We start from the raw sequence: 26,118 nt of genomic DNA, 5'->3' as shown, positions 1-26,118 counted from the left end.
AGCCTGACCGCTGGATCTCTCTTGATGCCAAGAGATCGATCATCCGCCCGGGGCAGGGACGCCCCACCGCCAGCTGTCATACGGAGAACGCCATGACCCGCACTCCCGTGAACGTCACCGTCACCGGCGCGGCCGGCCAGATCGGTTACGCCCTGCTCTTCCGCATCGCCTCCGGCCAGCTGCTCGGCGCGGACGTGCCGGTCCGCCTCCGCCTCCTGGAGATCACGCCGGCGCTCAAGGCCGCCGAGGGCACCGCGATGGAGCTGGACGACTGCGCCTTCCCGCTGCTCCAGGGCATCGACATCACGGACGACCCGAACGTCGCCTTCGACGGCGCCAACGTGGCCCTGCTGGTAGGCGCCCGGCCGCGCACCAAGGGCATGGAGCGCGGTGACCTGCTGGAGGCCAACGGCGGCATCTTCAAGCCGCAGGGCAAGGCCATCAACGACCACGCCGCGGACGACATCAAGGTGCTCGTCGTCGGCAACCCGGCCAACACCAACGCGCTCATCGCGCAGGCCGCCGCGCCGGACGTCCCGGCCGAGCGCTTCACCGCGATGACCCGCCTGGACCACAACCGCGCGCTCACCCAGCTCGCGAAGAAGACGGGCACCACGGTCGCCGACATCAAGCGGCTGACCATCTGGGGCAACCACTCCGCCACCCAGTACCCGGACATCTTCCACGCCACCGTGGCCGGCAAGAACGCCGCCGAGGCCGTGAACGACGAGAAGTGGCTGGCCGAGGACTTCATCCCGACCGTCGCCAAGCGCGGTGCCGCGATCATCGAGGCCCGTGGCGCGTCCTCCGCCGCCTCCGCCGCGAACGCCGCCATCGACCACGTCCACACCTGGGTCAACGGCACCGCCGAGGGTGACTGGACGTCCATGGGCATCCCGTCGGACGGCTCCTACGGCGTCCCGGAGGGCCTGATCTCCTCCTTCCCGGTCGTCTGCAAGGACGGCACGTACGAGATCGTCCAGGGCCTGGACATCAACGAGTTCTCCCGCGCCCGCATCGACGCCTCCGTCCAGGAGCTGGCGGAGGAGCGCGAGGCGGTCCGCGGTCTCGGCCTCATCTGAGCTGACGTGGTGTGACACCGGCGCCGGTGCGCTATAGTTGATCACGCACCGGCCGCCGGAAACGGCACCAGGTGATGCGTTGGTGGTCCAAGGAAAGACGCCCCGCTTCCTGCGGGGAGATGCAGGTGCAAGGCCTGCCCGGCGCTCCGCACACGAGGTCCCCTCCCGCAGCACGCGGGAGGGGACCTCGTCGTTTCCGGCGCCCTCCGCGCGCCGGTTCAGCCCACCGGTTCCCTCGTCGCCGCGGCCCGCGCGGCCGGACGGCCCGGACGCGCACCGGAGTCCCGGTACCCCGCGACGACCACGGCGGTGGCCGCCAGCACCGTCACCCCCACCACCCGCAGCGCCGGTCCCATGCCTCTGGCGAAGCCGGTGTGCCCGGCCAGCGCGGTGCCGGCGACGGCGACACCGAGCGCGGCGCCGATCTCCCGGGCCGAGGTGCCGAGACCGGAGCCGAGGCCCGCCTGGTGCGGCGGCAGGCAGACCACCACGCCCAGCGTGAGCGCCGGCATGGCCAGGCCGGCGCCCGCCGAGATGACCAGCAGCCAGCAGGCGTACAGCGGGTAGGGCGTGTGCGCGTCCGCGGTGGACGCGGCCAGCAGACCGGCGCCGACGAGCCCCAGCCCGGTGCCGATCACCGGCCGCGGCCGCGCCGACCAGCGCGCCGCGAACTTCGGCACCAGGGCCATGCCGACGATCAGCGGCACGATCGCCACCCCCGTCACCGCCGGGCCGAAGCCCTTGACCTCCTGCAGATACCGCGCGTTGACGAAGAACAGCGCGAACAGGCCGAAGAAGCCCGTCGCCAGGCCGAGCGTGGTCGCGCGCAGGGCGCCGGAGCGGAAGACGCGCGGGTCGAACAGCGGGGCGGACGAGCGCAGGGCGCGCACGGTGAACGCGGTCAGCAGCAGGGCGCCCGCCGTGAACGCGGCCAGGACGCGCACCGAGGACCAGCCGCGGCCGGGGCCCTCGATGATGCCGGACAGCACCGCGACCAGGCCGGCGGTGAGCAGCAGGGTGCCGGCCGGGTCCGGGCCGCCGTGCGCGGAGCGGGCGGTGCGCGGGACGGTCACCGCGACGGCGGCGGCGAGGACGGCGGCCAGCGGCACCATCGCGGCGAACAGCGCCCGCCAGGACAGGAACTGGCCGGCCAGACCGCCGCCCAGGTTGCCCGCCAGGCCGCCGAGACCGAGGGCCAGCGTCCAGGACGCCATCGCCTGGGCGCGGCGCTCGGGCCCGGCCAGATGCACCAGGACCGACATCGTCGCCGGGGTGATCAGCGCGGCCCCGGCGCCGGACAGGGCCCGGCCCGCGATCAGCACCGCCGGACCGGACGCCAGCGCGCCGGCCGCGGCGCCCCCGGCGAACAGGGCCAGACCGGCGAGCAGGGCGCCCTTGCGGCCGTAGCGGTCGCCGAGCGCGCCGGCCGGGATCAGCAGGCCGGCGAAGACGATGACATAGGCGTCGACCGTCCACAGCAACTGGGTGTGCGAGGGGTGCAGGCCGGAGGACACGAGCTGCGGCAGCAGCAGGTTGACGGCGGCGACCATGCTCTGCGCGACCAGGACACAGGCGCACAGCGTGAGCAGGACGGGGCGGTTCAGGGCGTGCGCGGGCACGGCTCCTCCCGGGAGCTGGTGGGTGGTGGCGGGGGATGTGCCCTCACCGTAGGCTCGCCACCGACCTGCCTTCCAGTGCAACCTTCGCAAGGGATACCTGCACATGACGCAATCCACGGGCCTGGACCTGAATCTGCTGCTCGCGCTGGACGTGCTGCTGGAGGAGGAGAGCGTGCGGGGCGCCGCCCGGCGGCTGCACCTGTCCGAGCCCGCGATGAGCCGCACCCTCGGCCGGATCCGCAAGGCGCTCGGCGACCCCGTGCTGGTCCGCGCCGGCCGCCGGATGGTGCCGACCCCGCACGCGCTGGCCGTACGCGCCGAGGTGAGCGCCGTGGTGGAGCGGGCCCGCGCCCTGTTCGCGCCCGGCCGCGACACCGACCTGCGCACGGTGACCCGCACCTTCACGATCATCGGTCACGACGCGACGGCCGCCACCCTCGGCGCGGCCCTCCTCGCCCGCGCCGCGCGCGAGGCGCCCGGCATCCGCCTGCGCTTCCTGTCCGAGAGCCACGTGGACGGCCCGTTCCTGCGTCAGGGCACCGCCGACCTGGAGATCGGCGTGATCGACTCGGCCGCGCCCGAGGTGCGGGTGGAGACCGTGCGCGAGGACCGCATGCTGGGCGTCGTACGGGCCGGACACCCGCTGCTGCGCGGGGAGTTGACCCCCGAGCGGTTCGCCCGGACGGCCGGCCACCTGAGCGTCTCCCGGCGCGGCCGGCAGCACGGGCCGATCGACGACGCCCTCGGACAACTCGGCCTGGAACGCGAGGTGGTGGGCAGCGTCGGCAGCTACCCGGCCTCGCTGTTCGTGCTGCGCGAGACCGACCTGATCGGGCTGATCAGCCGGTGGAGCCGGCCGCTGGCCGACGCCCTCGGGCTGGTCGTCTTCGACATCCCGCTCCCGCTGCCCGCGATGACGGTCGGGCTCGCCTGGCATCCCCGGCACGACGCCGACCCGGCCCACGCCTGGCTGCGCCGCTGCGTACGCGAGCTGCTGGGGGAGGAAGCGGCGGGCTCCGCGCGCATGTGAGGGTGCCGTGGGGGTATCGGGTGGTGGTCGTCCGACCGGGCCGACCGTCGATCAGGGGGTACTTCCATGGGAGCGTCAACTCGCCGTACTCGTAGAAGACTTGGCGTCGCCGGGGTCGCCACCGTCATGGCGCTGGCCTTCACCGGTTCGCCCCAGGCGGCCACCTCCGTGCCGGGCCGGACCGCCACCGCGGCCGAGCTGACGGACGCGACGCTCGGCTACCGCGCCGACGGCCGGGCGGACGGCCTCGTCGCCGGGGCCACGGCGGCACCGCCGTACCGGAAGCTGTGGAGCCGGGACTTCGGGACCGTCGTCTCCGCGCCGGTCGCGGTCGGCGACAAGGTGTACGCCGTCGTGAACGCGGACGACGGCACCGAGGGCGGCCCGCGCATGATGCTCGTCGGGCTCCGGGCCGGCACCGGCAAGGATCTGTGGCCGGCCGTCTCCCTGGAGAAGAACGAGACCGGGGCCGGGGTGTCGTACGGGGGCGGCCTGCTCTACACGCAGACCTCGCGCGGCACGATCGCCGCCTGGAACCCGGCCACCGGACGGCGGATCTGGTCGGTGACCCTCGACTCGGCCTCCATGCAGTACCCGCCCGTCTGGTACGGCGGCCTGCTCTACCTCCAGGACGGCCGCGGCACCGCGTTCGCCCTGCGCGCCGACACCGGCGCCCGGGTGTGGAAGGCGCCCCTGTCGCAGTACTCCTGGGCGCCCACCGTCGTCGACGCCTCCGGTGTGTGGATCGGCTTCGACGGCGTCGCCTGGCACCACCTCGACCGCAGGACCGGTGCCGAACTGCACCGCTTCCGGGTGCCCGACGTCTCGGGCGCCTACGGCAACCCGGTCGCGCTGGGCGCCGGCGCGGCCTGGATGCGCAGCAGCGACTACGGCGACGAGTCGGTCACCGCCTACGACCGCAAGACCGGCGCCGCCGTGCGGAAACTGCCCGCGGACGCGACCCCGGCCTTCGGCCCCGGCCGGGTGTACGTGGCGTACCGCGGCAAGGTCAGGGCCTACAACACCAGCACCTACAAGGCCGCCTGGACCTACACCAGCTCCGTCGGCGCGGCCACCGTGCGCCTCGTGGCGGGCGGCTACGTGTACGTCGAGGACGCCGACGGCCGGCTCGTCGTGCTCGACCGGACGACCGGCAAGACCGTCTGGTCGTACCGGCGTTACCCCGCGCCGCCGCCCATGTCGCCGATCCTCGCCGAGGACGACTGGCGCGGGTTCGTCGTGCCCGGCATCGCCACGGCCAAGGGCCGGCTCTTCGTGCCCGGCGCCGAAGGCACCCTGACGGCGTTCGGCAAGCGGTAGGGCCCGGCCCGCACGGCGTGCTTCCCCGGCGGCCGGGACGGCCGGCCGCCGGACCGGCGCCGGGCCGGCCGCCGGCCGTCCCGGCCGCCGCGACGAGCGCGGCGCACTCCCTCTTTGTCCGCTATCACCGGCGTTTTCCGTGACCCCGCGCACTTTCCGCCATCGATTGCGCATGCGAAACCGGCGCTCTGGGCAGGCGGCGACGGTCCCCGAGCGTGACACCTGGGTGACACAGGGGCACGGAACAGGAACGGAAGGCGATACCGAGATGGCGGACAGAACCGAACGGCACGGCCGGGCGACCATCCACGCGGACGGCGAGTGGCGGGAAGCGGTCTCCGGCGCGACCCGGGAGATCCTCGATCCGGCGGACGCCCGGCCGTTCGCCGTGGTCGCGGAGGGCGACGCGCAGGACGCCGATCGCGCGGTGGCCGCCGCCCGGCACGCCTTCGACCACGGCCCCTGGCCGCACACCCCGGCCGCCGAACGCGCCGCCCTGCTGCGCCGCGTCGCCGCTCTCCTGACGCGCGACCGCGAGGAACTCGGCCTGCTGGAGAGCCGGGACGCGGGCAAGACCGTCGAGGAGGGGCGCGTCGACATCGACTGCGTCGCCGACGCCTTCCGCTACTTTGCCGACCTCGTCGCCGCCGAGGCTCCCGGCCGGGTGGTCGACGCGGGCTCCGCGGAGATCCACAGCGTGGTCGTCCACGAACCCGTCGGCGTCTGCGCGCTGATCACCCCCTGGAACTACCCGCTGCTCCAGGCCAGTTGGAAGATCGCCCCGGCGCTCGCCGCCGGCAACACCTTCGTGGTCAAGCCCAGCGAGATCACCCCGATGACCACCATCGCGCTGATCGGCCTGCTGACCGAGGCCGGCCTGCCGCCGGGCGTCGCCAACCTCGTCACCGGACCCGGCCACAGCGTCGGCGCCCGGCTCGCCGAACACCCCGACGTCGATCTGGTCTCCTTCACCGGCGGCCTGACCAGCGGCGTCAAGGTCGCCCAGGCCGCCGCGCCCACCGTCAAGAAGGTCGCCCTCGAACTCGGCGGCAAGAACCCCAACGTCGTCTTCGCCGACGCCTGCGCCACCGACGAGGGCTTCGACACGGCCGTGGACCAGGCCCTGAACGCGGCCTTCATCCACAGCGGCCAGGTCTGCTCGGCCGGCGCCCGCCTCATCGTGGAGGAGTCCGTCCGGGACCGCTTCGTCACCGAACTCGCCGACCGCGCCCGGCGGATCCGCCTGGGCCGCGGCACCGAGGACGGCGTCGAGTGCGGCCCGCTCGTCTCCGCGGCACAGCGCGAGAAGGTGGAGGCGTACGTCGCCTCCGCGCTCGCCGAGGGCGCGGTGCTGCGCTGCGGCGGCGGACGGCCCGGCCCGGCGCCCGAGCGTCCCGCGTCCGGCTACTTCTACGAGCCGACCGTCCTCGACGCCTGTCACCGCGACATGAAGGTCGTCCGCGAGGAGGTCTTCGGCCCGGTCCTCACCGTCGAGACCTTCCGCACCGAGGAGGAGGCCGTCCGGCTCGCCAACGACACCGAGTACGGCCTCGCCGGCGCCGTCTGGAGCGCGGACACCGCGAGGGCCCGCCGGGTGGCGTCCCGGCTGCGCCACGGCACCGTCTGGATCAACGACTTCCACCCCTACCTGCCGCAGGCGGAGTGGGGCGGCTTCGGCAGGAGCGGCACCGGCCGCGAACTCGGCCCCGCCGGACTCGCCGAGTACCGCGAGACCAAGCACGTCTACCAGAACCTCGCCCCGCGCCCGGTGCGCTGGTTCGCCGGCTGAACCGCCCCGCCCGGCGCACCCCACCGCGGCGCCGGAGCAGTACCCCCACACCCCTGGAGTAGCACCCCCATGTCCGAGACCACGCCCCACGTCTACGACTACGTCGTCATCGGCGGCGGCACGGCGGGCTCCGTCATCGCCTCCCGCCTCACCGAGAACCCCGACGTCACCGTCGCCGTCATCGAGGGCGGCCCGAGCGACGTCGGCTGCGACGACGTGCTCACCCTGCGCCGCTGGATGGGCCTGCTCGGCGGCGAACTCGACTACGACTACCCGACCGTGGAACAGCCCCGCGGCAACTCCCACATCCGGCACAGCCGCGCCCGCGTGCTCGGCGGCTGCTCCTCCCACAACACGCTCATCTCCTTCAAGCCGCTGCCCTCCGACTGGGACGAGTGGGAGGCCGCCGGCGCCGAGGGCTGGGGCGCCGCCCCCATGGAGCCCTACTTCGGCCGGCTGAAGAACAACATCGTCACCGTCGACGAGAAGGACCGCAACGCCATCGCCCGCGACTTCGTCGACGCGGCCCGATCGGCACTCGGGGTACCCCGCGTCGAGGGCTTCAACCGCGAGCCGTTCGACGACGGCGTCGGCTTCTTCGACCTCGCCTACCACCCGGAGGGCAACAAGCGCTCCTCCGCCTCCGTCGCCTATCTGCACCCGGTGCTCGACGAGCGCCCCAACCTGCGTATTTTCCTGGAGACGTGGGCGTACCGGCTGGAGCTGGCCGGCACCCGCGCCGAGGGCGTGCGGGTGCGCACCAAGGACGGCGAGGACCTGCTGATCCGGGCCCGGCACGAGGTGGTCCTGTGCGCGGGCGCCGTCGACTCCCCGCGGCTGCTGCTGCACTCGGGCATCGGACCGCGCGGGGACCTCGAAGCGCTCGGCATCCCCGTCGCGCACGATCTGCCGGGCGTCGGCGAGAACCTGCTCGACCACCCCGAGTCCGTCATCGTCTGGGAGACGCACGGGCCGATCCCGGAGAACTCCGCGATGGACTCCGACGCGGGCCTGTTCGTCCGCCGCGACCCCTCCCACGCGGGCCCGGACCTGATGTTCCACTTCTACCAGATCCCGTTCACCGACAATCCCGAGCGCCTCGGCTACACGCGCCCGGCGCACGGCGTGTCGATGACCCCGAACATCCCCAAGCCCAGGAGCCGCGGCCGGCTCTACCTGACCAGCGCCGACCCGTCCGTGAAGCCCGCCTTGGACTTCCGCTACTTCACCGACGAGGACGACTACGACGCCCGCACTCTGGTCGACGGCATCCGCATCGCCCGCGAGATCGCCGCGACCGAACCGCTGGCCGGCTGGCTCAAGCGCGAGGTGTGCCCCGGCCCGGAGGTGACCGGCGACGCCGAGCTGAGCGAGTACGCCCGCAAGGCCGCGCACACCGTCTACCACCCGGCCGGCACCTGCAGGATGGGCGCCGCCGACGACGAACTCGCCGTGGTCGACGCGGAGCTGAGGATCCGCGGTCTCGACGGCGTCCGGATCGCCGACGCGTCCGTCTTCCCGGCCATGACCGCCGTCAACCCGATGGTCGCGGTCCTCATGGTCGGGGAGAAGGCCGCCGATCTGATCGGAGGTGACGTGCGATGACCCTCGCCGTCCCCACTCGCAAACCGCCCACCGCCACCGAGCCCGTCTTCTCCGTGTCCGGCCTGTGGAAGGTCTTCGGGCCCCGGCCGGGCCGCGTCCCCGCCGACCCCGCGCTCAGCGCGCTCGGCCCCGCCGAACTGCGCGCCCGCACCGGCTGCACCGCCGCGGTCCGGGACGTCTCCTTCGACGTCCGCAAGGGCGAGGTCTTCGTCGTCATGGGCCTGTCCGGTTCCGGCAAGTCCACCCTGGTCCGCTGTCTGACCCGGCTGATCGAGCCGACGGCGGGCACGATCGCCATCGACGGCGAGGACGTCCGCGCGATGGACCGGTCCCGGCTGCGCGAGCTGCGCCGGCACCGGGCCGCGATGGTCTTCCAGCACTTCGGCCTGCTCCCGCACCGCACGGTCCTCGACAACGTCGCCTACGGCCTGGAGATCCAGGGCGTCGGCAAGTCCGAACGCCGGGAACGCGCCGCCGAGTTCGTCGCCAAGGTCGGCCTGGAAGGCATGGAGAGGCGCCGGCCCGGCCAGCTCTCCGGCGGCCAGCGCCAGCGGGTGGGGCTGGCCCGGGCGCTGGCCGTGGACCCCGAGGTGCTGCTGTTCGACGAGCCGTTCAGCGCGCTCGACCCGCTCATCCGCCGTGACATGCAGGACGAGGTGACCCGCCTGCACCGCGAGGAGGGCCGCACGATGGTCTTCATCACCCACGACCTGAGCGAGGCCCTGAAACTCGGCGACCGCATCGCCCTGATGCGTGACGGCCGCGTGGTCCAGCTGGGCACCCCGGAGGAGATCGTCGGCTCCCCGGCCGACGACTACGTCCGCGCGTTCGTCCGGGACGTCCCGCGCGAACAGGTGCTGACCTGCCGTACGGCCATGCGCCCGCTGACCTCCGAGGACACGGCCACCGGACCGGCCGTCCGCCCGGAGGCCACGGTCGCCGAGGCCATCGAGGCGGTCGCGCGCGCGGGCGCCCCGGCCCGGGTGATGGCCGCCGGCCGCTGCCTCGGCGTGGTCGACCACGAACGGCTGCTCGGCGTGGTGGCCGGCGTGGACCCCGTCACCACGAGCGCCGCGCCGGCGCCGGGTGTGGACTCCGGGACCATGAGCGCCACCCAGGCGCCGGGTATGGACCCCGGGACCACGAGCGCCGCCGCGCCGCCGTCCGCCCGGCCCGCGCAAGCGCCCCCGTCCGGCTCCGGCGCCGTCCCGGAGAGCCCCCGCCCCGCTCCGTCCGGCCCCCGCACCACCCCGGAGAGCCCCCGCACCACCCCGGAGGCCGTCTGATGGCCACGCTCACCGCCCCGGCCGCCCGCTCCGCCGCCCCCCGCGTCCTGCGGAGCCGGGCCGCGGGCAAACTCCTCGTGCTGGCCCTCCTCACCGCGGCCCTCCTGCCCCTCGTGGGCCGCTGGGGCCACGGAACCTGGCCGCATGCGCTCACGGTCGACCTCTCCGGGCCGCTGGAGTCGGCCAGCGACTGGATCATCGACCACCGGGACAGCCACCCGCTGTTCCTGTACTTCTTCGGCCACGTCAGCAACGCGGTCGTCATCGCCGTACGCGCCGTCTACGTCACCCTCCTCGGCGCGGGCTGGGCCGGCGTCACCGTGTTCGGCGCCCTGCTCGCCTGGCGCGTCGCCGGTGTCCGGCTGGCCGTCGGCACCGCCGTCGCCCTCCTCGCCTGCGGCGCCCTGGGCATGTGGGTGCCGGCCATGCAGACCCTGGCGCTGATGACCGTGGCCGTCCTCGCCTCCGTGCTGGTCGGCGTGCTCCTCGGCCTCGCCGGCGGACTCTCCGGCCGGCTCGACCGCGCCCTGCGCCCGGTCCTGGACACCATGCAGGTGCTCCCGGCCTTCGCCTACCTCCTCCCCGTCGTCCTGGTCTTCGGCATCGGCGTCCCCGCGGCCGTCCTCGCCACCGTCGTCTACGCCGCCCCGCCGATGGCCCGGCTCACCGCGCTCGGCCTGCGCGGTGCCGACCCCGAAGTCCTGGAGGCCGTGGAGTCGCTCGGTGCCACCCGCCGCCAGCGGCTGCTGACCGCCCGCATCCCGCTGGCCCGCAAGGAACTGCTGCTCGGCCTCAACCAGACGATCATGATGGCGCTGTCCATGGCCGTCATCGCCGCCGTCATCGGCGCCGGCGGCCTCGGCGACCGCGTCTACCAGGCGCTCGCCTCGGTCGACGTCGGCGCCGCCCTCGCCGCCGGCCTCCCGATCGTGCTGCTCGCGGTCGTGCTGGACCGGGTGACCGCGGCGGCGGGCGACGGCACCGCCCGCCCGAGGACCATCGGCTGGCCCTACGCCCTGGCCGTCACCGCGGCCGCGGCCCTCGGTGCCCGGCTGCTCGGCGCGTCCGACTGGCCCGCCGGCCGGGTCCTGGACATCGCCGCGCCGGTCGACCGGGCCGTCGACTGGATGACCGGCCACCTCTACTCCGGGGTCCCGGTCGTCGGCGGCACGGCCGACTGGGCGGGCCGCTTCACCACCTGGGTGCTCGATCCCGTCCGCGACGGCCTGCAAGCGCTGCCCTGGTGGGCGGTGCTGCTCCTGGTCGCCGTCCCCGCCTGGCTGATCGGCACCTGGCGCACCGCGCTGACCGCCGTCCTCGCCATGGCGGCGATCGGGGTGCTCGGCGTGTGGGAGCCGGCGCTCGACACCCTCTCCCAGGTGCTGGCCGCCGTCGCCGTCACCCTGGTCCTCGGCCTCGCCACCGGCGTCGCCGCGGCCCGCAGCGACCGCGTCGAACGCGCCCTGCGGCCCGTCCTGGACGTCTTCCAGACCATGCCGCAGTTCGTGTACCTGATCCCGGTCGTCGCCCTGTTCGGCGTCGGCCGCGCCCCGGCCGTCGCCGCCGCCGTCGTCTACGCCCTGCCGGCCGTCGTCCGGATCACCGCGCAGGGCCTGCGCCAGGTCGACCAGGCGGCGCTGGAGTCCGCGCGCTCGCTCGGCGCGACCGGACGGCAGCAGCTCTGGCAGGTGCAGCTCCCGCTCGCCCGGCGCGCGCTGCTGCTTGCCGTCAACCAGGGTGTCGTCCTGGTCCTCGCCGTCGTCATCATCGGCGGCCTGGTCGGCGGCGGCGCCCTCGGCTACGACGTCGCCTTCGGCCTCGCCCAGGGCGACCTGGCGACCGGTCTGGTGGCCGGCGCGGCCATCGTCTGCCTGGGTTTGATGCTGGACCGGGTCACCCAGCCGACCGGGCGCCGTCCCGGGAAGGGAGCCTGACATGCGCCGGAGCGCGATCACGGCCGCCGCCGCCGTGCTGACCCTGACCACCGGGTGCGGGGCCGCCGACATGACCAGGCAAGCCAGTCCGTTCGCCGACGCCCGGGGCGCGAAGACGGTCACCCTGTCCGTGCAGTCCTGGGTGGGCGCGCAGTCCGACGCGGCCGTCGCCCGGTACATCCTGGAGCACAAGCTGGGCTACCGCGTCGACACCGTCCAGGTGGACGAGGTGCCGGCCTGGGACGCGCTGAGCCAGGGCCGGGTCGACGCCCTGCTGGAGGACTGGGGCCACCCGGACCAGGAGAAGCGGTACGTCGAGGACAAGAAGACGGTCGTGTCCGGCGGCGGCCTCGGCGTGACCGGGCACATCGGCTGGTTCGTGCCGACGTACCTGGCCAAGCGGCACCCGGACATCACCGACTGGCGCCACCTGGACCAGTACGCCCCGCTGTTCCGGACCGCGGAGAGCGGCGGCAAAGGCCAGCTGATGGACGGCTCGCCGTCCTACGTCACCCATGACAAGGCCCTGGTGAACAACCTGGACCTGGACTACCGGGTCGTCTTCGCCGGCTCCGAGGCCGCGCAGATCACCCAGATCAAGCAGTTCGCCAAGGAGAGGAAGCCCTTCCTGACGTACTGGTACTCACCCCAGTGGCTGTTCGAGAAGGTGCCCATGACCGAGGTGCGGCTGCCGCCGTACAAGGAGGGCTGCGACGCGGACGCGGCGAAGATCGCCTGCGCCTATCCGCACACCCCGCTGAAGAAGTACCTCAACGCCCGGTTCGCCGCGTCCGGCGGCGCGGCGGCGGCCTTCCTGAAGAAGTTCCGGTGGACCACCGAGGACCAGAACGAGGTCTCCTTGATGATCGCCGAGCAGAAGACGGACCCACAGGAAGCGGCGGGGAAGTGGGTGGACAGCCACCCGTCCGTCTGGAAGAAGTGGCTGCCCTGAGCGGCTTTACTCCGTCAGGCCGGCGGCGATCTCCCGCAGCGCGGCCGTGGCCCGTCGCTGGAGGCCGGGGCCGAACGTGACCCGGGTGGCCCCGAGTCCGCCGAGCGCGGCGGGCGAGGGGCCGTCCCCGTCCAGCCGGGCCAGCAGGTTCAGCGGGCCCTCGATCCCGGACCGCAGCAGCGGCACCAGCTCCGGCGGGGCGAGGATCGGGTACACGCACTCGGCGCCCGCCGCGCGGTACAGCGCGGCCCGCCCGATGGCCTGCTCCGGGTCGCCGTCGCCGTGCACGAAGACGTCGACGCGGGCGTTGACGAACAGGTGCCCGGCGGCGGCCTCCCGCACCCCGGCGAGGAACTCGGCGTGCGCGTGCGGGTCCTTCAGGACACCGCCCTCGGAGTCCTCGAGGTTGCAGCCGGCCACGCCCGCCTCCAGCAGCCGTCCGGCCAGCTCCCCGGGCGTGAGCCCGTAGCCGCCCTCGACGTCCGCCGACACCGGCACGTCCACCGCGCGCGCGATCCGGGCGACCGCGGCGAACATCTCGTCGGCCGGGGTGGCCCCGTCCTCGTACCCGAGCGAGGCGGCCACCCCGGCGCTCGGCGTGGCCAGCGCCGGGAACCCGGCAGCCGCGAAGACCCGCGCGCTCGCCGCGTCCCACGGTCCGGGCAGCACCAGCGGCCGGTCCGGCAGGCGCCCCCGGTGCAGGGCGCGGAACTCCTCCGCCCGGCTCACGGCTGCCGCCCGCCGGGCGGCACCCGGCGGCTGACCATCAGCCGGTTCCAGGTGTTGATGACGGTGATCAGGGCGATGAGGTGGGCGAGTGCGGTCTGCGTGAAGTGCCCCGCCGCCTCGGTGTAGACCCGGTCGGGCACGAAGCCCTTCCCGGACTCCGTCCGCGAGCCGTCCCCCGTCAGCAGGGTGACCGCCTCGGTCAGCGCCAGCGCGGCCCGCTCCCGGGCGCTGTAGAGGTCCTCGGTCTCCTCCCAGGCGGTGAGGAAGTGGATGCGGTCCTCCGACTCGCCCTGCCGGCGGGCCAGGCGCAGGTGCATGTCGAGGCAGAACGCGCAGTGGTTGAGCTGCGAGGCGCGGATCATGACCAGCTCGGCCAGGACCGGGTCGTCCAGCCCCTTCTTCGCCGCCGCGCCGGCCGCGGCCAGCGCCTGGTAGACCTCGGGGTCCAGCAACTGGGTACGGCTCACTTGTACTGTCCCGGCTGGTAGTGACCCGGCGGGGTCCGGGTGGTCACGCCGAACCGGTTCCAGGCGTTGATCACCGCGATCGCGGCGATCAGCTGGGCCAGCTCGGCCTCGTCGAAGTGCTCGGCCGCGCGCTCGTAGACCTCGTCCGGCACGAAGCCGTCGGTGAGGACGGTGACCGCGTCGGTCAGCTCCAGCGCCGCCAGCTCCTTCGCGGTGTAGTAGTGCCGCGACTCCTCCCACGCGCTGAGCTGCACGACCCGCTCCACGCTCTCGCCGGCCGCGAGGGCGTCCTTGGAGTGCATGTCGAGGCAGAGCGCGCAGCGGTTGAGCTGCGAGGCGCGGATCTTGACCAGCTCGGCCAGCCGCGGGTCCAGGCCCTTCCTGGCGGCGGCGTCCAGCTTGATCATCGCCTTGTAGACCTCGGGCGCGTGCTGGGCCCAGCTCAGCCGCGCGGGCTCTTCGGGGGCGTAGGTGACGGGTTCCGTTGCGGTGTTCATGTCTTCGACCCTAGAAGCCGGGCAGCCCAGGGGTATGGTCCATTCCCATGGCGAGTTCCTGGGCCACTTTGGGCGTCGACCTGCACCTCGAACCGGCCGCCTCGGGCGGCCTGCGCCGGGGCCTGACCGATGCCCTGCGCGACGCGGTCCGCACCGGCCGGCTCGCGCCCGGCACCCGGCTGCCGTCCTCCCGGACCCTCGCCGCCGACCTCGGGGTCGCCCGCAACACCGTCGCCGAGGTCTACGCCGACCTGGTCGCGGAGGGCTGGCTGACCGCCCGGCAGGGCTCCGGCACCCGGGTCGCGGACCGGGTGGTGGTCCCGCCGGCCGGCCCCGCCGGGCCGGGCCGCCGGGAACCCGGCCGCCTCGCCCACAGCCTCGTCCCCGGCACGCCCGACCTCGCCTCCTTCCCGCGCGCCGAGTGGCTCAAGGCGGCCCGCCGCGCGCTGGCCACGGCCCCGTTCGACGCGCTCGGCTACGGCGACCCGCGCGGCCGGCGGGAGCTGCGCACCGCGCTCGCCGGCTACCTCGCCCGGGTCCGGGGCGTGCGCGCCACACCGGACACCGTGGTGATCACCTCCGGGTTCTCGCACGCCCTGCGCCTGCTCGGCCCGCTGCTGCGGGCGCGCGGGGTGCGCGCCGCGGCGGTGGAGTCCTACGGCCTCGACTACCACTGGCGGCTGCTGCGCGGCGCCGGACTCGCCACGCCCGCGCTGCCCTACGACGCGCTCGGCACCGACCCCCGCGCCCCGGACGGCGCCGGCGCGGTCCTGCTCACCCCGGCCCACCAGTTCCCGATGGGCACACCGCTGCACCCGGACCGGCGGGCCGCCGTCGTGGACTGGGCCCGGCGCACCGGCGGGCTGGTCCTGGAGGACGACTACGACGGGGAGTTCCGCTACGACCGCCAGCCCGTCGGCGCGCTCCAGGGCCTGGACCCGGACCGGGTGGTGTACCTGGGCACCGCCAGCAAGTCGCTGGCGCCCGGACTGCGGCTGGGCTGGGCGGTGCTGCCGCCGTCCCTGGTGGACGAGGTGGTCGCGGCCAAGGGCCACGTCGACACCTGCCCGGTGCTGGACCAGTTGACCCTGGCCGAGTTCCTCGCCTCCGGCGCGTACGACCGGCACGTCCGCTCCGCCCGGCTGCGCTACCGGCGCCGCCGGGACGCCCTCGCCGCGGCCGTGGCCGACCGGGCGCCCACGGTACGGGTCACGGGCATCGCGGCCGGGCTGCACGCGGTGCTGCGGCTGCCGCCGGGCCTGGAGCGGCCGGTGGTCCAGGCGGCCGGCCTCCAGGGACTGGCCCTGCACGGCCTGGCCTTCTACCGCCACCCCGAGGCCGTGGCCGACCCCCTGGAGGCGCTGGTCGTCGGCTACGGCACCCCGCCGGACAGTGCCTGGGCGGGCGCCCTGGAGGCCCTGTGCCGGGCACTGCCGTGACAGCCCGGACACCGCCGCGCCGCCCCCGCCGGGCGCCCCGGGGACCCGCTCCGGGGAAACCCGTTCCCGGAATCCCGCCCGGGAAGATCCACCCCCGGCGGGCCACGCCGCTCCCGACGGCTCTAGGCTGACCGCCGAACGTCCCATCCACAGGGCCATGACGGGGGAGACACACCATGGCGCAGACCCGAAGTCAGCTCCGTTCCGGCACGGTCGTCCTCGGCGGCGTGGGACTGCTGGCCGCCGCGCTCACCGCCTGCTCCTCCGAACCGGACAAGCGCTGCGTCGACCGCGACAGTTACGACGTGGCCAAGGGCTACAAGGTCGTCGCCGACAAGAACTGCAAGACCTCCTCTCCGGCCGGCGGCACCACGACGGGCCGGAAGAAGCCCGTCAGGAAGGGCGTCAAGCGGCCGGCCGACGCGGCCTGGTACTACAAGGGCGAGGAGAAGGGCGGCTGGGTCGACGGCGGCTCCTTCACCAAGCCCGGCGGCTCGGGCGGCAGTTCGGGCGGCTCGTCGTCCGGCGGCTCGTCGTCCGGCGGTGACGACGGCAACGGGGTCCACCGCGGCGGCTTCGGCGGCGGCAAGGGCAGCTCCGGCGGCTGAGGGACACGCGCATGGAACGCCGTACCATCACCCCCCGGCCCGGCTGGCAGCAGACCGTCGAGGCCCAGGGCCTGGTCTACCCGCTCACCCGCCACCCCGACGGCTCGCTGCGCCCCTACTGGGACGAGAGCGCCTACTACGTCTTCACCCTCGACGAGGTCGAGGCGCTGGAGGAGACGGTCGCGGAACTGCACCGCATGTGCCTCGCGGCGGCCGCGCACCTCGTCGCCGAGGACCGGCTCGCCGACCTCGGCATCACCGACCCGCGGCTGGCCGCCGCGGTCACCGAGTCCTGGCACCGCCGCGCCGAACTGCCCACCGTCTACGGCCGCTTCGACCTGCGCTACGACGGCACGGGCCCGGCGAAGCTGCTGGAGTACAACGCCGACACGCCCACCTCGCTGGTCGAGGCGGCCTCCCCGCAGTGGTTCTGGATGGAGGAGCGCTTCCCCGGCGCCGACCAGTGGAACTCCCTGCACGAACGCCTCGTGGAGGCCTGGCGCGCCCAGTCCGCCCTGCTGCCGCCCGGCAGCCCGCTGCACTTCGCGCACTCCGCCGCCGACGAACTCGGCGAGGACCTGATGACGGTCGCCTACCTCAAGGAGACGGCGGAACAGGCGGGCCTGGACACCGACTGGCTCGCCATGGAGGAGATCGGCTGGGACACCCTCTCCGGCCGCTTCGTCGACAACCGGCTCCGCTTCATCCGCGGCATCTTCAAGCTGTACCCGTGGGAGTGGCTCACCGCCGACGCCTTCGGCGGCCACGTCCTGGACACCCTGGACAACGGCGGCGGCACCGGCAGCACCCTGTGGATCGAACCGGCCTGGAAGATGCTCCTCAGCAACAAGGCGCTGCTGGCCGTCCTCTGGGAGCTGTACCCCGGCCACCCCAACCTGCTGCCCGCCTACCTCGACGGCCCCCGCGACCTGGCCGCCACCACCGGCTACGTCGCCAAGCCCCTGCTGGGCCGCGAGGGCGAGGGCATCACCGTCCACCCGCCGGGCTCCCCGCCGCCGCCCCCGCGCGAGGACCCCTGCTGCTACCAGCAACTGGCCCCCCTCCCCGCCTTCGCCGGCCACCACACCGTCCTCGGCACCTGGGTCGTCGGCGGCGCCCCGGCGGGCCTCGGCATCCGCGAGTCCACGGGCCTGATCACGGACGAGTACGCCCGCTTCCTGCCCCACGTGATCCTCTGACCACCGTGCCCGGCTGCGGACGGGCACGGCCGGAGACGCCCTAAGCGCCCAGCACCGCCCGTAGCTGCTCCACCCCCCAGTCCAGGTCCTCCTCCCCGATCACCAGCGGCGGCGCGAGCCGGATCGTCGGCCCGTGGGTCTCCCTGGCCAGGACCCCGCGGGCCAGCAGCCGCTCGCAGACCTCCCGCCCGGTGCCCGCCGCCGGGGAGACGTCCACCCCGGCCCACAGCCCGCGCCCGCGCACCGCCGTCACCCGGCCCGGGCCGGCCAGCCCGCCCAGCAGCCCGTGCAGCCGCTCGCCCAGCCGGGCCGCCCGCTCCTGGTACTCCCCGGTCCGCAGCATCGCGATCACCTCCAGCGCCACCGCGCAGGCCAGCGGGTTGCCGCCGAACGTCGACCCGTGCTCGCCCGGCCGGAACACCCCGAGCACCGCTGCGCTCGACACCACTGCCGACACCGGCACGATCCCGCCGCCCAGCGCCTTGCCCAGCACGTACACGTCCGGCACCACGCCCTCGTGCTCGCACGCGAACGTCCGCCCGGTGCGGCCCAGCCCGGACTGGATCTCGTCGGCCACGAAGAGGACGTTCCGCTCCCGCGTCAGCTCCCGCACACCCGCCAGGTAACCGGCCGGCGGCACGATCACCCCGGCCTCGCCCTGCACCGGCTCCAGCAGCACGGCCACCGCGTTCTCGGTGAGCGCCGCCCGCAGCGCGGTCAGGTCGCCGTACGGCACGATCTCGAAGCCGGGCGTGTACGGCCCGAAGTCCGCGCGGGCCGCCGGGTCCGTGGAGAAGCTGATCACCGTGGTCGTACGGCCGTGGAAGTTGCCGCCCGCCACCACGATCTTCGCCCTCCCGGCGGGCACGCCCTTCACCCGGTAGCCCCACTTCCGGGCCGTCTTGACGGCGCCCTCCACCGCCTCCGCGCCGGTGTTCGCCGGCAGCACCATCTCCATCCCGCACAGCTCCGCCAGCTCGGCGCAGAACGCCGCGAACCGGTCGTGGTGGAAGGCGCGGGAGGTCAGCGTCACCCGCTCCAGCTGCCGCCCGGCCGCCGCCACCAGCCGCGGGTTGCCGTGCCCGAAGTTGAGCGCGGAGTAACCGGCCAGCAGGTCCAGATAGCGCCGCCCCGCCACATCCGTCACCCACGCGCCCCGCCCGGTGGCGATCACCACCGGCAGCGGGCGGTAGGTGGGCGCGCAGTGCGCGCCGGCGGTGGCGATCAGGTCTTCCGCACTGGGCACGGCCCCTCCCGGATCCGGCCGGACACGACGGTGAGCCCCCTTCTTACCGCCGCCCGGATGCCGGACGCGGCATCTTCACCGCGCGGCGCGCCCGGTAGGCTGGCGACGGGCCGTGACTGGCGCGCTGGGATGGGACGGACCATCGGGGAGCGGCCCGAGCGGGACGAGTGCCGTGCGCCTGGGCCGAACGTGAACGCTGTACGCACACCGTCCGGAGGTCCCGATGCCCGAGAACGCCGCCCCCCTCTCCACCGAGTCCACCGCCTTCCGCGCCGCCCTGGACGTGATCCGCGCCGTCGAGCCGCGCGTCGCCGACGCCATCGGCCAGGAGGTCGCCGACCAGCGCGAGATGCTCAAGCTGATCGCCTCCGAGAACTACGCCTCCCCGGCGACCCTGCTGGCGATGGGCAACTGGTTCAGCGACAAGTACGCCGAGGGCACCGTCGGCCGCCGCTTCTACGCCGGCTGCCGCAACGTCGACACCGTGGAGTCCCTCGCCGCCGAGCACGCCCGCGAGCTGTTCGGCGCCCGCCACGCCTACGTCCAGCCGCACTCCGGCATCGACGCCAACCTCGTCGCCTTCTGGGCCGTCCTCGCCGACCGCGTCGAGGCCCCGTTCCTGGAGAAGACCGGCGTCCGCCAGATCAACGACCTGACCGAGGCCGACTGGGCCGAGCTGCGCCACGCCTTCGGCAACCAGCGGATGCTCGGCATGTCCCTGGACGCCGGCGGCCACCTCACCCACGGCTTCCGGCCGAACATCTCGGGCAAGATGTTCGACCAGCGCTCCTACGGCACCGACCCGGCCACCGGCCTGATCGACTACGACGCCCTGCGCGCCCAGGCCCGCGACTTCAAGCCGCTGATCATCGTCGCGGGCTACTCGGCCTACCCCCGGCTGGTGAACTTCCGGATCATGCGCGAGATCGCCGACGAGGTCGGCGCGACCCTCATGGTCGACATGGCGCACTTCGCCGGCCTGGTCGCGGGCAAGGTCCTCACCGGCGACTTCGACCCGGTCCCGCACGCCCAGATCGTCACCACCACCACCCACAAGTCCCTGCGCGGCCCGCGCGGCGGCATGGTGCTGTGCGACGACTCCCTCAAGGACCAGGTGGACCGCGGCTGCCCGATGGTGCTCGGCGGCCCGCTCCCGCACGTCATGGCCGCCAAGGCCGTCGCCCTCGCCGAGGCCCGGCAGCCCGCCTTCCAGGACTACGCCCAGCGCATCGTGGACAACTCCCGCGCACTGGCGGAGGGCCTGCTGCGCCGGGGCGCCACCCTGGTCACCGGCGGCACCGACAACCACCTGAACCTGATCGACGTCGCCACCTCCTACGGCCTGACCGGCCGCCAGGCGGAGGCGGCCCTGCTCGACTCCGGCATCGTCACCAACCGCAACGCCATCCCGGCCGACCCGAACGGCGCCTGGTACACCTCCGGCATCCGCGTCGGCACGCCCGCGCTCACCACCCGCGGCCTGGGCACGGCCGAGATGGACGAGGTGGCGGGCCTGATCGACCGCGTGCTGACCACCACCGAGCCCGGCACCACCAAGTCGGGCGCCCCGTCCAAGGCGGCCCACGTCCTGGACGAGAAGGTCGCGCGGGAGATCGCCGGGCGGGCCACGGACCTGGTGGCCGGCTTCCCGCTCTACCCGCAGGTCGACCTCGGCTGAGGCGCCCCGCGCGCGGCGGAGGGAACCGCGCGGCCGGCCCGCACCGGCCCGCGGTTCCCCACGCACCGAACGCCCCGCGCTCTCTGAGACAATGAGAGGCATGGCGACTGACCGACCCCGCGTGCTGTCCGGCATCCAGCCCACCGCCGGCTCGTTCCACCTCGGCAACTACCTCGGCGCCGTCCGCCAGTGGGTGGCCCTCCAGGAGTCCCACGACGCGTTCTACATGGTCGTCGACCTGCACGCGATCACGGTCCCCCAGGACCCGAAGGAACTGCGCGCCAACACCCGCCTGGCCGTGGCACAGCTACTGGCCGCCGGTCTGGACCCGGACCGCTGCACCCTCTTCGTGCAGAGCCACGTCCCCGAGCACGCCCAGCTCGCCTGGGTCATGAACTGCCTCACCGGTTTCGGCGAGGCCGGCCGCATGACCCAGTTCAAGGACAAGGCCGCCAAGCAGGGCGCCGACCGGGCCTCCGTCGGCCTGTTCACCTACCCGGTCCTCCAGGTCGCGGACATCCTGCTGTACCAGGCCCACGAGGTGCCGGTCGGCGAGGACCAGCGCCAGCACATCGAGCTGACCCGCGACCTCGCCGAGCGCTTCAACGGCCGCTTCGGCGACACCTTCACGATCCCGAAGCCGTACATCCTCAAGGAGACGGCGAAGATCTACGACCTCCAGGACCCGACGGTCAAGATGAGCAAGTCGGCGTCCACGCCGAAGGGCCTCATCAACCTCCTCGACGAGCCGAAGACCACGGCGAAGAAGGTCAAGAGCGCGGTCACCGACACCGACACGGTGATCCGCTACGACGTCGCCGCCAAGCCGGGCGTCTCCAACCTCCTCACCATCTACTCCACGCTCACCGGCCGGACCGTCGCCGAGCTGGAGCAGGAGTACGAGGGCAAGATGTACGGCGCGCTCAAGACCGACCTCGCCGAGGTCATGGTGGAGTTCGTGACGCCGTTCCGCGAGCGCACCCACCAGTACCTGGACGACGCCGAGACGCTGGACGCGATCCTCGCCAAGGGCGCCGAGAAGGCGCGCGCCGTCGCCGCCGAGACCCTCGCGCAGGCGTACGACCGCGTGGGCTTCCTGCCGGCCAAGCACTGAGGCGTACGACCGCACGGGCCCGCGCGGGCGGAGCGCCGTACATCACTTCCGCTGCGCCTGCCCACAGGACATCCATGGCCGTACAGTCGATACCCGACGGCCCGGACGAGACGGCCGAGATGACGACAGACGCGACGACAGGAGACGACGTGGGGACCGTAACGATCGGCGTGTCGATCGCGGTCCCGGAGCCGCACGGCAGCCTGCTCCAGGAGCGGCGCGCGGGCTTCGGCGACGCCGCGGCTCACGGCATCCCCACCCACGTCACGCTGTTGCCGCCGACCGAGGTGGACGAGGCCGCCCTGCCCGCGATCGACGCGCACCTCGCCGAGGTCGCAGCGGCGGGCCGGCCGTTCCCGATGCGGCTGTCCGGCACCGGCACCTTCCGGCCCCTGTCGCCGGTGGTGTACGTGCGGGTGGTGCGGGGCGCCGACGCCTGCACCCGGCTCCAGCAGCGCATCCGGGACGCGTCCGGCCCGGTGGCGCGCGAACTGCAGTTCCCGTACCACCCGCACGTCACCGTCGCGCACGGCATCGACGAGCCGGCCATGGACCGCGCCTTCGCGGAACTGGCGGACTACGCGGCCGAGTGGCCGTGCACCGGCTTCGCGCTGTACGAGCAGGGCGCCGACGGCGTGTGGCGCAAGCTGCGCGAGTACGCCTTCGGCGGACCCGTCGTGCCGACCCAGCCGGGGCACACGGACGCGTACGCCCCACGGGTCGCGCCGTAGCCGACCGTATCGTCCGCATATGACCGTGCCGGCGGAGAAACGCGGTGATGACCTCGCCGCACAGCGGGCACAGTCGCATCATGGACTGGCTGAAGAGGCTCCCCGGGATCGGGCCGATCGTCACCCGGCTGACGGTCACACACGCGTGGCGGTGCTACGAACGGCTCGACCGGGTGAAGTGGGCCCGGCTGGCCGCCGCCATGACGTTCGTCAGTTTCGTGGCGCTGTTCCCGCTGCTGACCGTGGCCGCCGCGATCACCGCCGCCACGCTCAGCCCGGCCAGCGAGCGGGCCGTCGAGCACCGCATCGCCGCCCAGTTCCCGGGCCTGTCCGACCAACTGGACCTCACGACCCTGGTGGACAACGCGGGCACGGTCGGCGTCATCGCGGGCGCGGCCCTGCTGTTCACCGGCATCGGCTGGGTCGGCCAGGTGCGGGACTGCCTGCGCGCCGTGTGGGAGCTGCCGGACCCCGACGAGAACCCGGTGCTCGCCAAGGCCAAGGACGCCGGCATCCTGCTCGGCTTCGGCGGCGCCCTGCTGGTCACCCTCGCCGTGTCCACCCTCGCCTCGGCCGCCGTGGGCCTGCTGTCCCGGCGGATCGGCCTGGACGAGCACGGCTGGGGCGTGGTGCTGCTCCAGGTCGCCGCGTTCGTCGTCGCCGTGCTCGCCGACTTCCTGGTGCTGCTCTACGTCCTGACCCTGCTGCCCGGGGTGGAGCCGCCGCGGCGCCGCCTGCTGGTCGCCGCGCTGCTCGGCGCGGTCGGTTTCGAACTGCTGAAGCTGCTGCTCAGCGGCTATGTGCAGGGAGTCGCGGCGAAGAGCATGTACGGCGCGTTCGGGGTGCCCGTGGCGCTGCTGCTGTGGATCAACTTCACCGCGAAACTCGTGCTGTTCTGCGCCTCCTGGACGGCGACCGGGAGCAAGGAGACCGAACTCAGGGACGCGTCCGGCGGCGCATCAGCTCCGGCAGCGGCCAGCGGCGGTTGACCAGGTAGGCCCCGCCGCCGAGCAGCACCAGCAGACCGCCCGCGACGCCCAGGGCGATCCCGGCGCCGCCGGCGCCGGACGCGGTGGCGGCGCTCGCCACCGGCTTCGCGCCCGTCCCGCCGGTGCCGCCGGCCGGCTGCTGCGGGCCCGGCCCGGCGGTGGCGCCGGCGTCCGGTCGGCCGGTGGCCGACGCGGCGCTGCGCGGCGGCACCAGCTCGCCCACCGGATCGACCTTGCCGACCGCCTGGAAGCCCCAGTCGAGCAGCTTCGCGGTCTCCTTGTAGACCTCGTTGTGCTCGTGCTTCTCCGGGTTCATCACCGTGACCAGCAGCACCTTGCCGCTCCGCTCGGCGACCGAGGTGAAGGTGGCGCCCGCGTGCGTGGTGTTGCCGTTCTTCACGCCCGCGATGCCCGGGTAGACGGGCACGTCGCTGTCGCCGCTCAGCAGCCGGTTGGTGTTGCGGATCTCGGCGGAGCCGAACGTGGCGCTGACCGTCGAGCAGTAGTCGCGGAAGTCCTTCTTCTGCAGCCCGGAGCGGGCGAACAGCGACAGGTCGTACGCCGACGACAGCTGCCCCGGCGCGTCGTAGCCGTCCGGCGAGACCACGTCCGTGTCCAGCGCCTGGAGTTCCCCGGCGTGGTCCTGCATGTCCCGCACCGTCTGCCGGACCCCGCCGTTCATCGCGGACAGCACGTGCACCGCGTCGTTGCCCGAGCGCAGGAAGACCCCGAGCCACAGGTCGTGGACGGAGTAGGTGGTGCCCGGCTTTATCCCGACCACGCTGGAACCGGCGCCCACCCCCTTCAGGTCCGCCGGAGCCACCTTGTACCGGGTGTCCTTGGGGAAGCGGGGCAGCACGGTGTCCGCGAACAGCATCTTCAGCGTGCTGGCCGGGGGCAGCCGCCAGTGCGCGTTGTGCGCGGCGAGGACCTCGCCCGACTCGGCGTCGGAGACGATCCAGGAGCGGGCGGTCAGCTCCTTGGGCAGCACCGGGACGCCCGGGGCGAGGTTGACCTGGGTGCCCGGCATCCCGAGCCGGGCCCCGCCGAGCGTCGACATCGCGGCCGGGGGAGTGGCCGTCGGGCTCGTCGTGGGGCCCGGCGCGGCGAGGGCGGCGGGCGCGGTGACGCCCAGGGACAGCGCGGTGGCGGAGGCGACCAGCAGGGCACGCCGGCCGGCGGTCCCCGGGGCGGCCACGGCCCGCGCGGTCCCGGCAGCGAACCGGCCCCCGGCCCCACCCCCGGCACGGACCCGGCCGCCGGACGGCGATACTGGACGTATGAAGCTCAGCCGCCCTGTCTCCTGGTTCCTGCTCGCCTTCGGCGTGTGGAGCTGGGTCATCTGGGTCACTTTCGTCAAGAATCTCGTCAAGGACGGCAGCGGACTCGCCTTCGACGACGGCCACCCGACCGCGTATTTCTGGGTGCACCTGCTGCTGGCGGTCGCTTCCTTCGTATGGGGGACGGCCATCGGGGTCATCGGGTTGCGCGGACTGCGCGCACTGCGCCGGATGTCATAGCCGCCCCGGGTCCGGCAGCAGCCGGGTCATCCCCGGCAGGAAGTCCGTGAACAGCTCGTGGACCTCCAGGACCAGCGGTCGCAGCACCCGGAACCGGGCCAGCGCCACCCCGCGCGCGGTCAGCCGGGCCCCGCGCCGCGCCAGCCGGTAGCTGCGCTCGCGGTCCTCGGTGCGGTCGAAGATCCAGTACAGGATCAGGCCCATCTGGGACAGCCACATCAACTCGGGCAGCACGTCCCGCAGTTCCGGGGCCACCTTGGACTTGGTGCCGGCCAGCACCGCCCGGTGCACGCCGATGGCCTGTTCGCGGGCGTGCTCGCTCTCCGGTGAGAAGGGGCTGAGCGGGCTGTCCGGGTCGGCGGCGTTCTTGAAGAACTGGACCGCGAACTCGTGGTACGGCCGGGCGATGTCCAGCCACGCCGTCAGCACGCCCGCGAGCCGCGCCTCCAGATCGGTCTCCCGCTCCAGCACCGCCCGCACCGCCGCCTGGTGCTCGACGGCGATCCGGTCGTAGAAGCCCTGGATCAGGTGTTCCTTGCCGTCGAAGTAGTAGTAGGCGTTGCCGACGGAGACACCGGCCTCCGTGGCGATGGCCCGCATGGTCGTCTTGTCGTACCCGCGCTCCTGGAACAGCCGCATCGCGGTCTGCAGGATCAGCGCGCGGGTCTGCTCGGACTTGCTGCTGTGGGGACCGGCCGCTGCGGGGCCGTCGTTCTTCGCGGGCACGGTAGGAGAGCCTAACGAGTGGTCCGGCCCGGGGGCCGCCGGGCCGCTGCCGACGCGCCCTCGCTCAGCTTCTGCGGCCCAGCGCCGGGCGCTTGGTGTAGTCCGTGAAGCCCACGAGGTTGCCCCAGGGATCGGCGATCTCCACGGTCCAGCCGGTGGCCCCCTGGGTGATCTCGTCCAGGGGCGGGATGCCGGCGGCGGCCAGGTCCCGCGCCGCCGCCCGCGCGTCCGCCACCTCCAGCCAGATCCGCGGCGCGGGCCAGTGCGGCGGCCGCTGCCGCAGCCCCTCCTCGGCGCGCAGCAGGATGCCGGGGGTCTCCGCACCGATCCTCAGCAGCGCGATCCCGGCCTCGTCGAGGCGGAAGCCCACGGCGAAGCCGGCCCGCTCGTAGAAGGCGACGGCCTCGCCGAGGTCGCCGACGGGGAGCAGCACGTTGTCGAACCCGAGCAGTTCGTACGACTCTTCGTCTGACATGTCGTCACATTAAGAGTCCGGGTGCCCGGAAGCGAGGAGCCCCACCGCACGGGGCGCGCGGTCACCGCGGGAAGTCCGGGACC

At 73.8% G+C, this 26,118-nt stretch carries 24 protein-coding genes and 1 riboswitch; of the genes, 16 read left to right on the top strand and 8 right to left on the bottom strand.

Annotated elements, in window-relative coordinates:
* Window positions 1-92 precede the first annotated feature (92 nt).
* Window positions 93-1,082 (top strand): malate dehydrogenase, encoded by a 990-nt coding sequence (locus ACZ4SV_RS02970; RefSeq protein ID WP_397938168.1) that lies wholly within the window; start codon window positions 93-95, stop codon window positions 1,080-1,082.
* 218 nt (window positions 1,083-1,300) lie between these two features.
* On the opposite strand, the gene ACZ4SV_RS02965 is transcribed toward ACZ4SV_RS02970, so the two are convergent.
* Entirely contained in the window at window positions 1,301-2,701 is a 1,401-nt protein-coding gene (locus ACZ4SV_RS02965) for an MFS transporter (RefSeq protein WP_468000910.1), read from the bottom strand.
* A gap of 103 nt (window positions 2,702-2,804) precedes the next feature.
* Here ACZ4SV_RS02965 and ACZ4SV_RS02960 point away from each other — a divergent pair, with 103 nt between their 5' ends.
* From ACZ4SV_RS02960 to ACZ4SV_RS02930, 7 genes are all read left to right on the top strand, one after another.
* Complete coding sequence (locus ACZ4SV_RS02960; RefSeq protein ID WP_468000908.1) at window positions 2,805-3,731, top strand: LysR family transcriptional regulator; 927 nt, start codon at window positions 2,805-2,807, stop codon at window positions 3,729-3,731.
* 66 nt (window positions 3,732-3,797) lie between these two features.
* Window positions 3,798-5,051: an outer membrane protein assembly factor BamB family protein gene (locus tag ACZ4SV_RS02955; RefSeq protein ID WP_468000906.1), complete on the top strand. Its 1,254-nt coding sequence runs from the start codon at window positions 3,798-3,800 to the stop codon at window positions 5,049-5,051.
* Window positions 5,052-5,319: 268 nt separating this feature from the next.
* Window positions 5,320-6,840 (top strand): aldehyde dehydrogenase family protein, encoded by a 1,521-nt coding sequence (locus tag ACZ4SV_RS02950; RefSeq protein WP_468000904.1) that lies wholly within the window; start codon window positions 5,320-5,322, stop codon window positions 6,838-6,840.
* Window positions 6,841-6,909: 69 nt separating this feature from the next.
* A complete protein-coding gene (locus tag ACZ4SV_RS02945; protein ID WP_468000902.1) occupies window positions 6,910-8,445 on the top strand; it encodes a GMC family oxidoreductase in 1,536 nt (511 codons plus the stop codon).
* Entirely contained in the window at window positions 8,442-9,731 is a 1,290-nt protein-coding gene (locus ACZ4SV_RS02940) for a quaternary amine ABC transporter ATP-binding protein (protein ID WP_468000900.1), read from the top strand. Before ACZ4SV_RS02945 ends, ACZ4SV_RS02940 begins: the two co-directional genes overlap by 4 nt.
* Window positions 9,731-11,665, top strand: a complete 1,935-nt coding sequence (locus tag ACZ4SV_RS02935; RefSeq protein ID WP_468000898.1) for an ABC transporter permease — start codon at window positions 9,731-9,733, stop codon at window positions 11,663-11,665. The genes ACZ4SV_RS02940 and ACZ4SV_RS02935 overlap by 1 nt, the downstream gene beginning before the upstream one ends.
* Before the next feature lies 1 nt (window position 11,666).
* Complete coding sequence (locus ACZ4SV_RS02930; RefSeq protein WP_468000896.1) at window positions 11,667-12,617, top strand: ABC transporter substrate-binding protein; 951 nt, start codon at window positions 11,667-11,669, stop codon at window positions 12,615-12,617.
* Between the two features lie 6 nt (window positions 12,618-12,623).
* Here ACZ4SV_RS02930 and ACZ4SV_RS02925 read toward each other — a convergent pair whose 3' ends face one another.
* Genes ACZ4SV_RS02925 through ACZ4SV_RS02915 form a run of 3 tightly spaced genes read right to left on the bottom strand, consistent with a single transcriptional unit; the run spans window position 12,624 to window position 14,310 of the window.
* Complete coding sequence (locus ACZ4SV_RS02925; protein WP_468000894.1) at window positions 12,624-13,346, bottom strand: isocitrate lyase/PEP mutase family protein; 723 nt, start codon at window positions 13,344-13,346, stop codon at window positions 12,624-12,626.
* Window positions 13,343-13,813, bottom strand: coding sequence for a carboxymuconolactone decarboxylase family protein (locus ACZ4SV_RS02920; protein ID WP_468000892.1), 471 nt, complete (start codon window positions 13,811-13,813; stop codon window positions 13,343-13,345). Before ACZ4SV_RS02920 ends, ACZ4SV_RS02925 begins: the two co-directional genes overlap by 4 nt.
* Entirely contained in the window at window positions 13,810-14,310 is a 501-nt protein-coding gene (locus tag ACZ4SV_RS02915; protein WP_365878162.1) for a carboxymuconolactone decarboxylase family protein, read from the bottom strand. The genes ACZ4SV_RS02920 and ACZ4SV_RS02915 overlap by 4 nt, the downstream gene beginning before the upstream one ends.
* 47 nt (window positions 14,311-14,357) lie before the next feature.
* On the opposite strand from ACZ4SV_RS02915, the gene pdxR reads away from it, so the two are divergent.
* The 3 genes from pdxR (at window position 14,358) to ACZ4SV_RS02900 (ending at window position 17,556) form a co-directional block, all read left to right on the top strand.
* The gene (gene pdxR, locus ACZ4SV_RS02910; protein ID WP_365878160.1) at window positions 14,358-15,749 is read left to right on the top strand and encodes a MocR-like pyridoxine biosynthesis transcription factor PdxR; all 1,392 of its coding nucleotides are present in this window, start codon (window positions 14,358-14,360) and stop codon (window positions 15,747-15,749) included.
* Window positions 15,750-15,925: 176 nt separating this feature from the next.
* Entirely contained in the window at window positions 15,926-16,357 is a 432-nt protein-coding gene (locus tag ACZ4SV_RS02905; RefSeq protein WP_468000889.1) for a hypothetical protein, read from the top strand.
* Between the two features lie 11 nt (window positions 16,358-16,368).
* On the top strand, window positions 16,369-17,556 hold the full coding sequence (locus tag ACZ4SV_RS02900; protein WP_397938148.1) for a glutathionylspermidine synthase family protein: 1,188 nt from the start codon (window positions 16,369-16,371) through the stop codon (window positions 17,554-17,556).
* Between the two features lie 40 nt (window positions 17,557-17,596).
* On the opposite strand, the gene rocD is transcribed toward ACZ4SV_RS02900, so the two are convergent.
* The gene (gene rocD / locus ACZ4SV_RS02895) at window positions 17,597-18,802 is read right to left on the bottom strand and encodes an ornithine--oxo-acid transaminase (protein WP_468000887.1); all 1,206 of its coding nucleotides are present in this window, start codon (window positions 18,800-18,802) and stop codon (window positions 17,597-17,599) included.
* A 102-nt stretch (window positions 18,803-18,904) separates the two neighbouring features.
* A riboswitch (ZMP/ZTP riboswitch) is annotated at window positions 18,905-18,993 on the top strand.
* Between the two features lie 32 nt (window positions 18,994-19,025).
* On the opposite strand from rocD, the gene ACZ4SV_RS02890 reads away from it, so the two are divergent.
* The 4 genes from ACZ4SV_RS02890 (at window position 19,026) to ACZ4SV_RS02875 (ending at window position 23,314) form a co-directional block, all read left to right on the top strand.
* Window positions 19,026-20,480, top strand: coding sequence for a glycine hydroxymethyltransferase (locus tag ACZ4SV_RS02890; RefSeq protein ID WP_397938144.1), 1,455 nt, complete (start codon window positions 19,026-19,028; stop codon window positions 20,478-20,480).
* A 100-nt stretch (window positions 20,481-20,580) separates the two neighbouring features.
* Window positions 20,581-21,594 (top strand): tryptophan--tRNA ligase, encoded by a 1,014-nt coding sequence (gene trpS / locus ACZ4SV_RS02885; RefSeq protein WP_365878150.1) that lies wholly within the window; start codon window positions 20,581-20,583, stop codon window positions 21,592-21,594.
* A gap of 149 nt (window positions 21,595-21,743) precedes the next feature.
* The gene (locus tag ACZ4SV_RS02880) at window positions 21,744-22,325 is read left to right on the top strand and encodes a 2'-5' RNA ligase family protein (protein WP_365878148.1); all 582 of its coding nucleotides are present in this window, start codon (window positions 21,744-21,746) and stop codon (window positions 22,323-22,325) included.
* Window positions 22,326-22,405: 80 nt separating this feature from the next.
* Complete coding sequence (locus ACZ4SV_RS02875) at window positions 22,406-23,314, top strand: YihY/virulence factor BrkB family protein (protein ID WP_365878146.1); 909 nt, start codon at window positions 22,406-22,408, stop codon at window positions 23,312-23,314.
* Here ACZ4SV_RS02875 and ACZ4SV_RS02870 read toward each other — a convergent pair.
* Window positions 23,262-24,512, bottom strand: coding sequence for a D-alanyl-D-alanine carboxypeptidase family protein (locus tag ACZ4SV_RS02870; RefSeq protein WP_468000884.1), 1,251 nt, complete (start codon window positions 24,510-24,512; stop codon window positions 23,262-23,264). The genes ACZ4SV_RS02875 and ACZ4SV_RS02870 overlap by 53 nt on opposite strands.
* A gap of 82 nt (window positions 24,513-24,594) precedes the next feature.
* Between ACZ4SV_RS02870 and ACZ4SV_RS02865 the strand changes: the two genes are divergently transcribed.
* Window positions 24,595-24,834, top strand: a complete 240-nt coding sequence (locus ACZ4SV_RS02865; protein ID WP_365879928.1) for an SCO4848 family membrane protein — start codon at window positions 24,595-24,597, stop codon at window positions 24,832-24,834.
* Here ACZ4SV_RS02865 and ACZ4SV_RS02860 read toward each other — a convergent pair.
* Window positions 24,829-25,560, bottom strand: coding sequence for a TetR/AcrR family transcriptional regulator (locus tag ACZ4SV_RS02860; RefSeq protein ID WP_365879926.1), 732 nt, complete (start codon window positions 25,558-25,560; stop codon window positions 24,829-24,831). The two genes, ACZ4SV_RS02865 and ACZ4SV_RS02860, sit on opposite strands and share 6 nt — an antisense overlap.
* A 64-nt stretch (window positions 25,561-25,624) precedes the next feature.
* Window positions 25,625-26,035, bottom strand: coding sequence for a VOC family protein (locus ACZ4SV_RS02855; protein ID WP_365879924.1), 411 nt, complete (start codon window positions 26,033-26,035; stop codon window positions 25,625-25,627).
* Window positions 26,036-26,118 lie beyond the last annotated feature (83 nt).

It is taken from the genome of Streptomyces sp. NPDC027672 (assembly GCF_055566335.1).
This window is presented reverse-complemented; position numbering and strand designations above follow the sequence as displayed.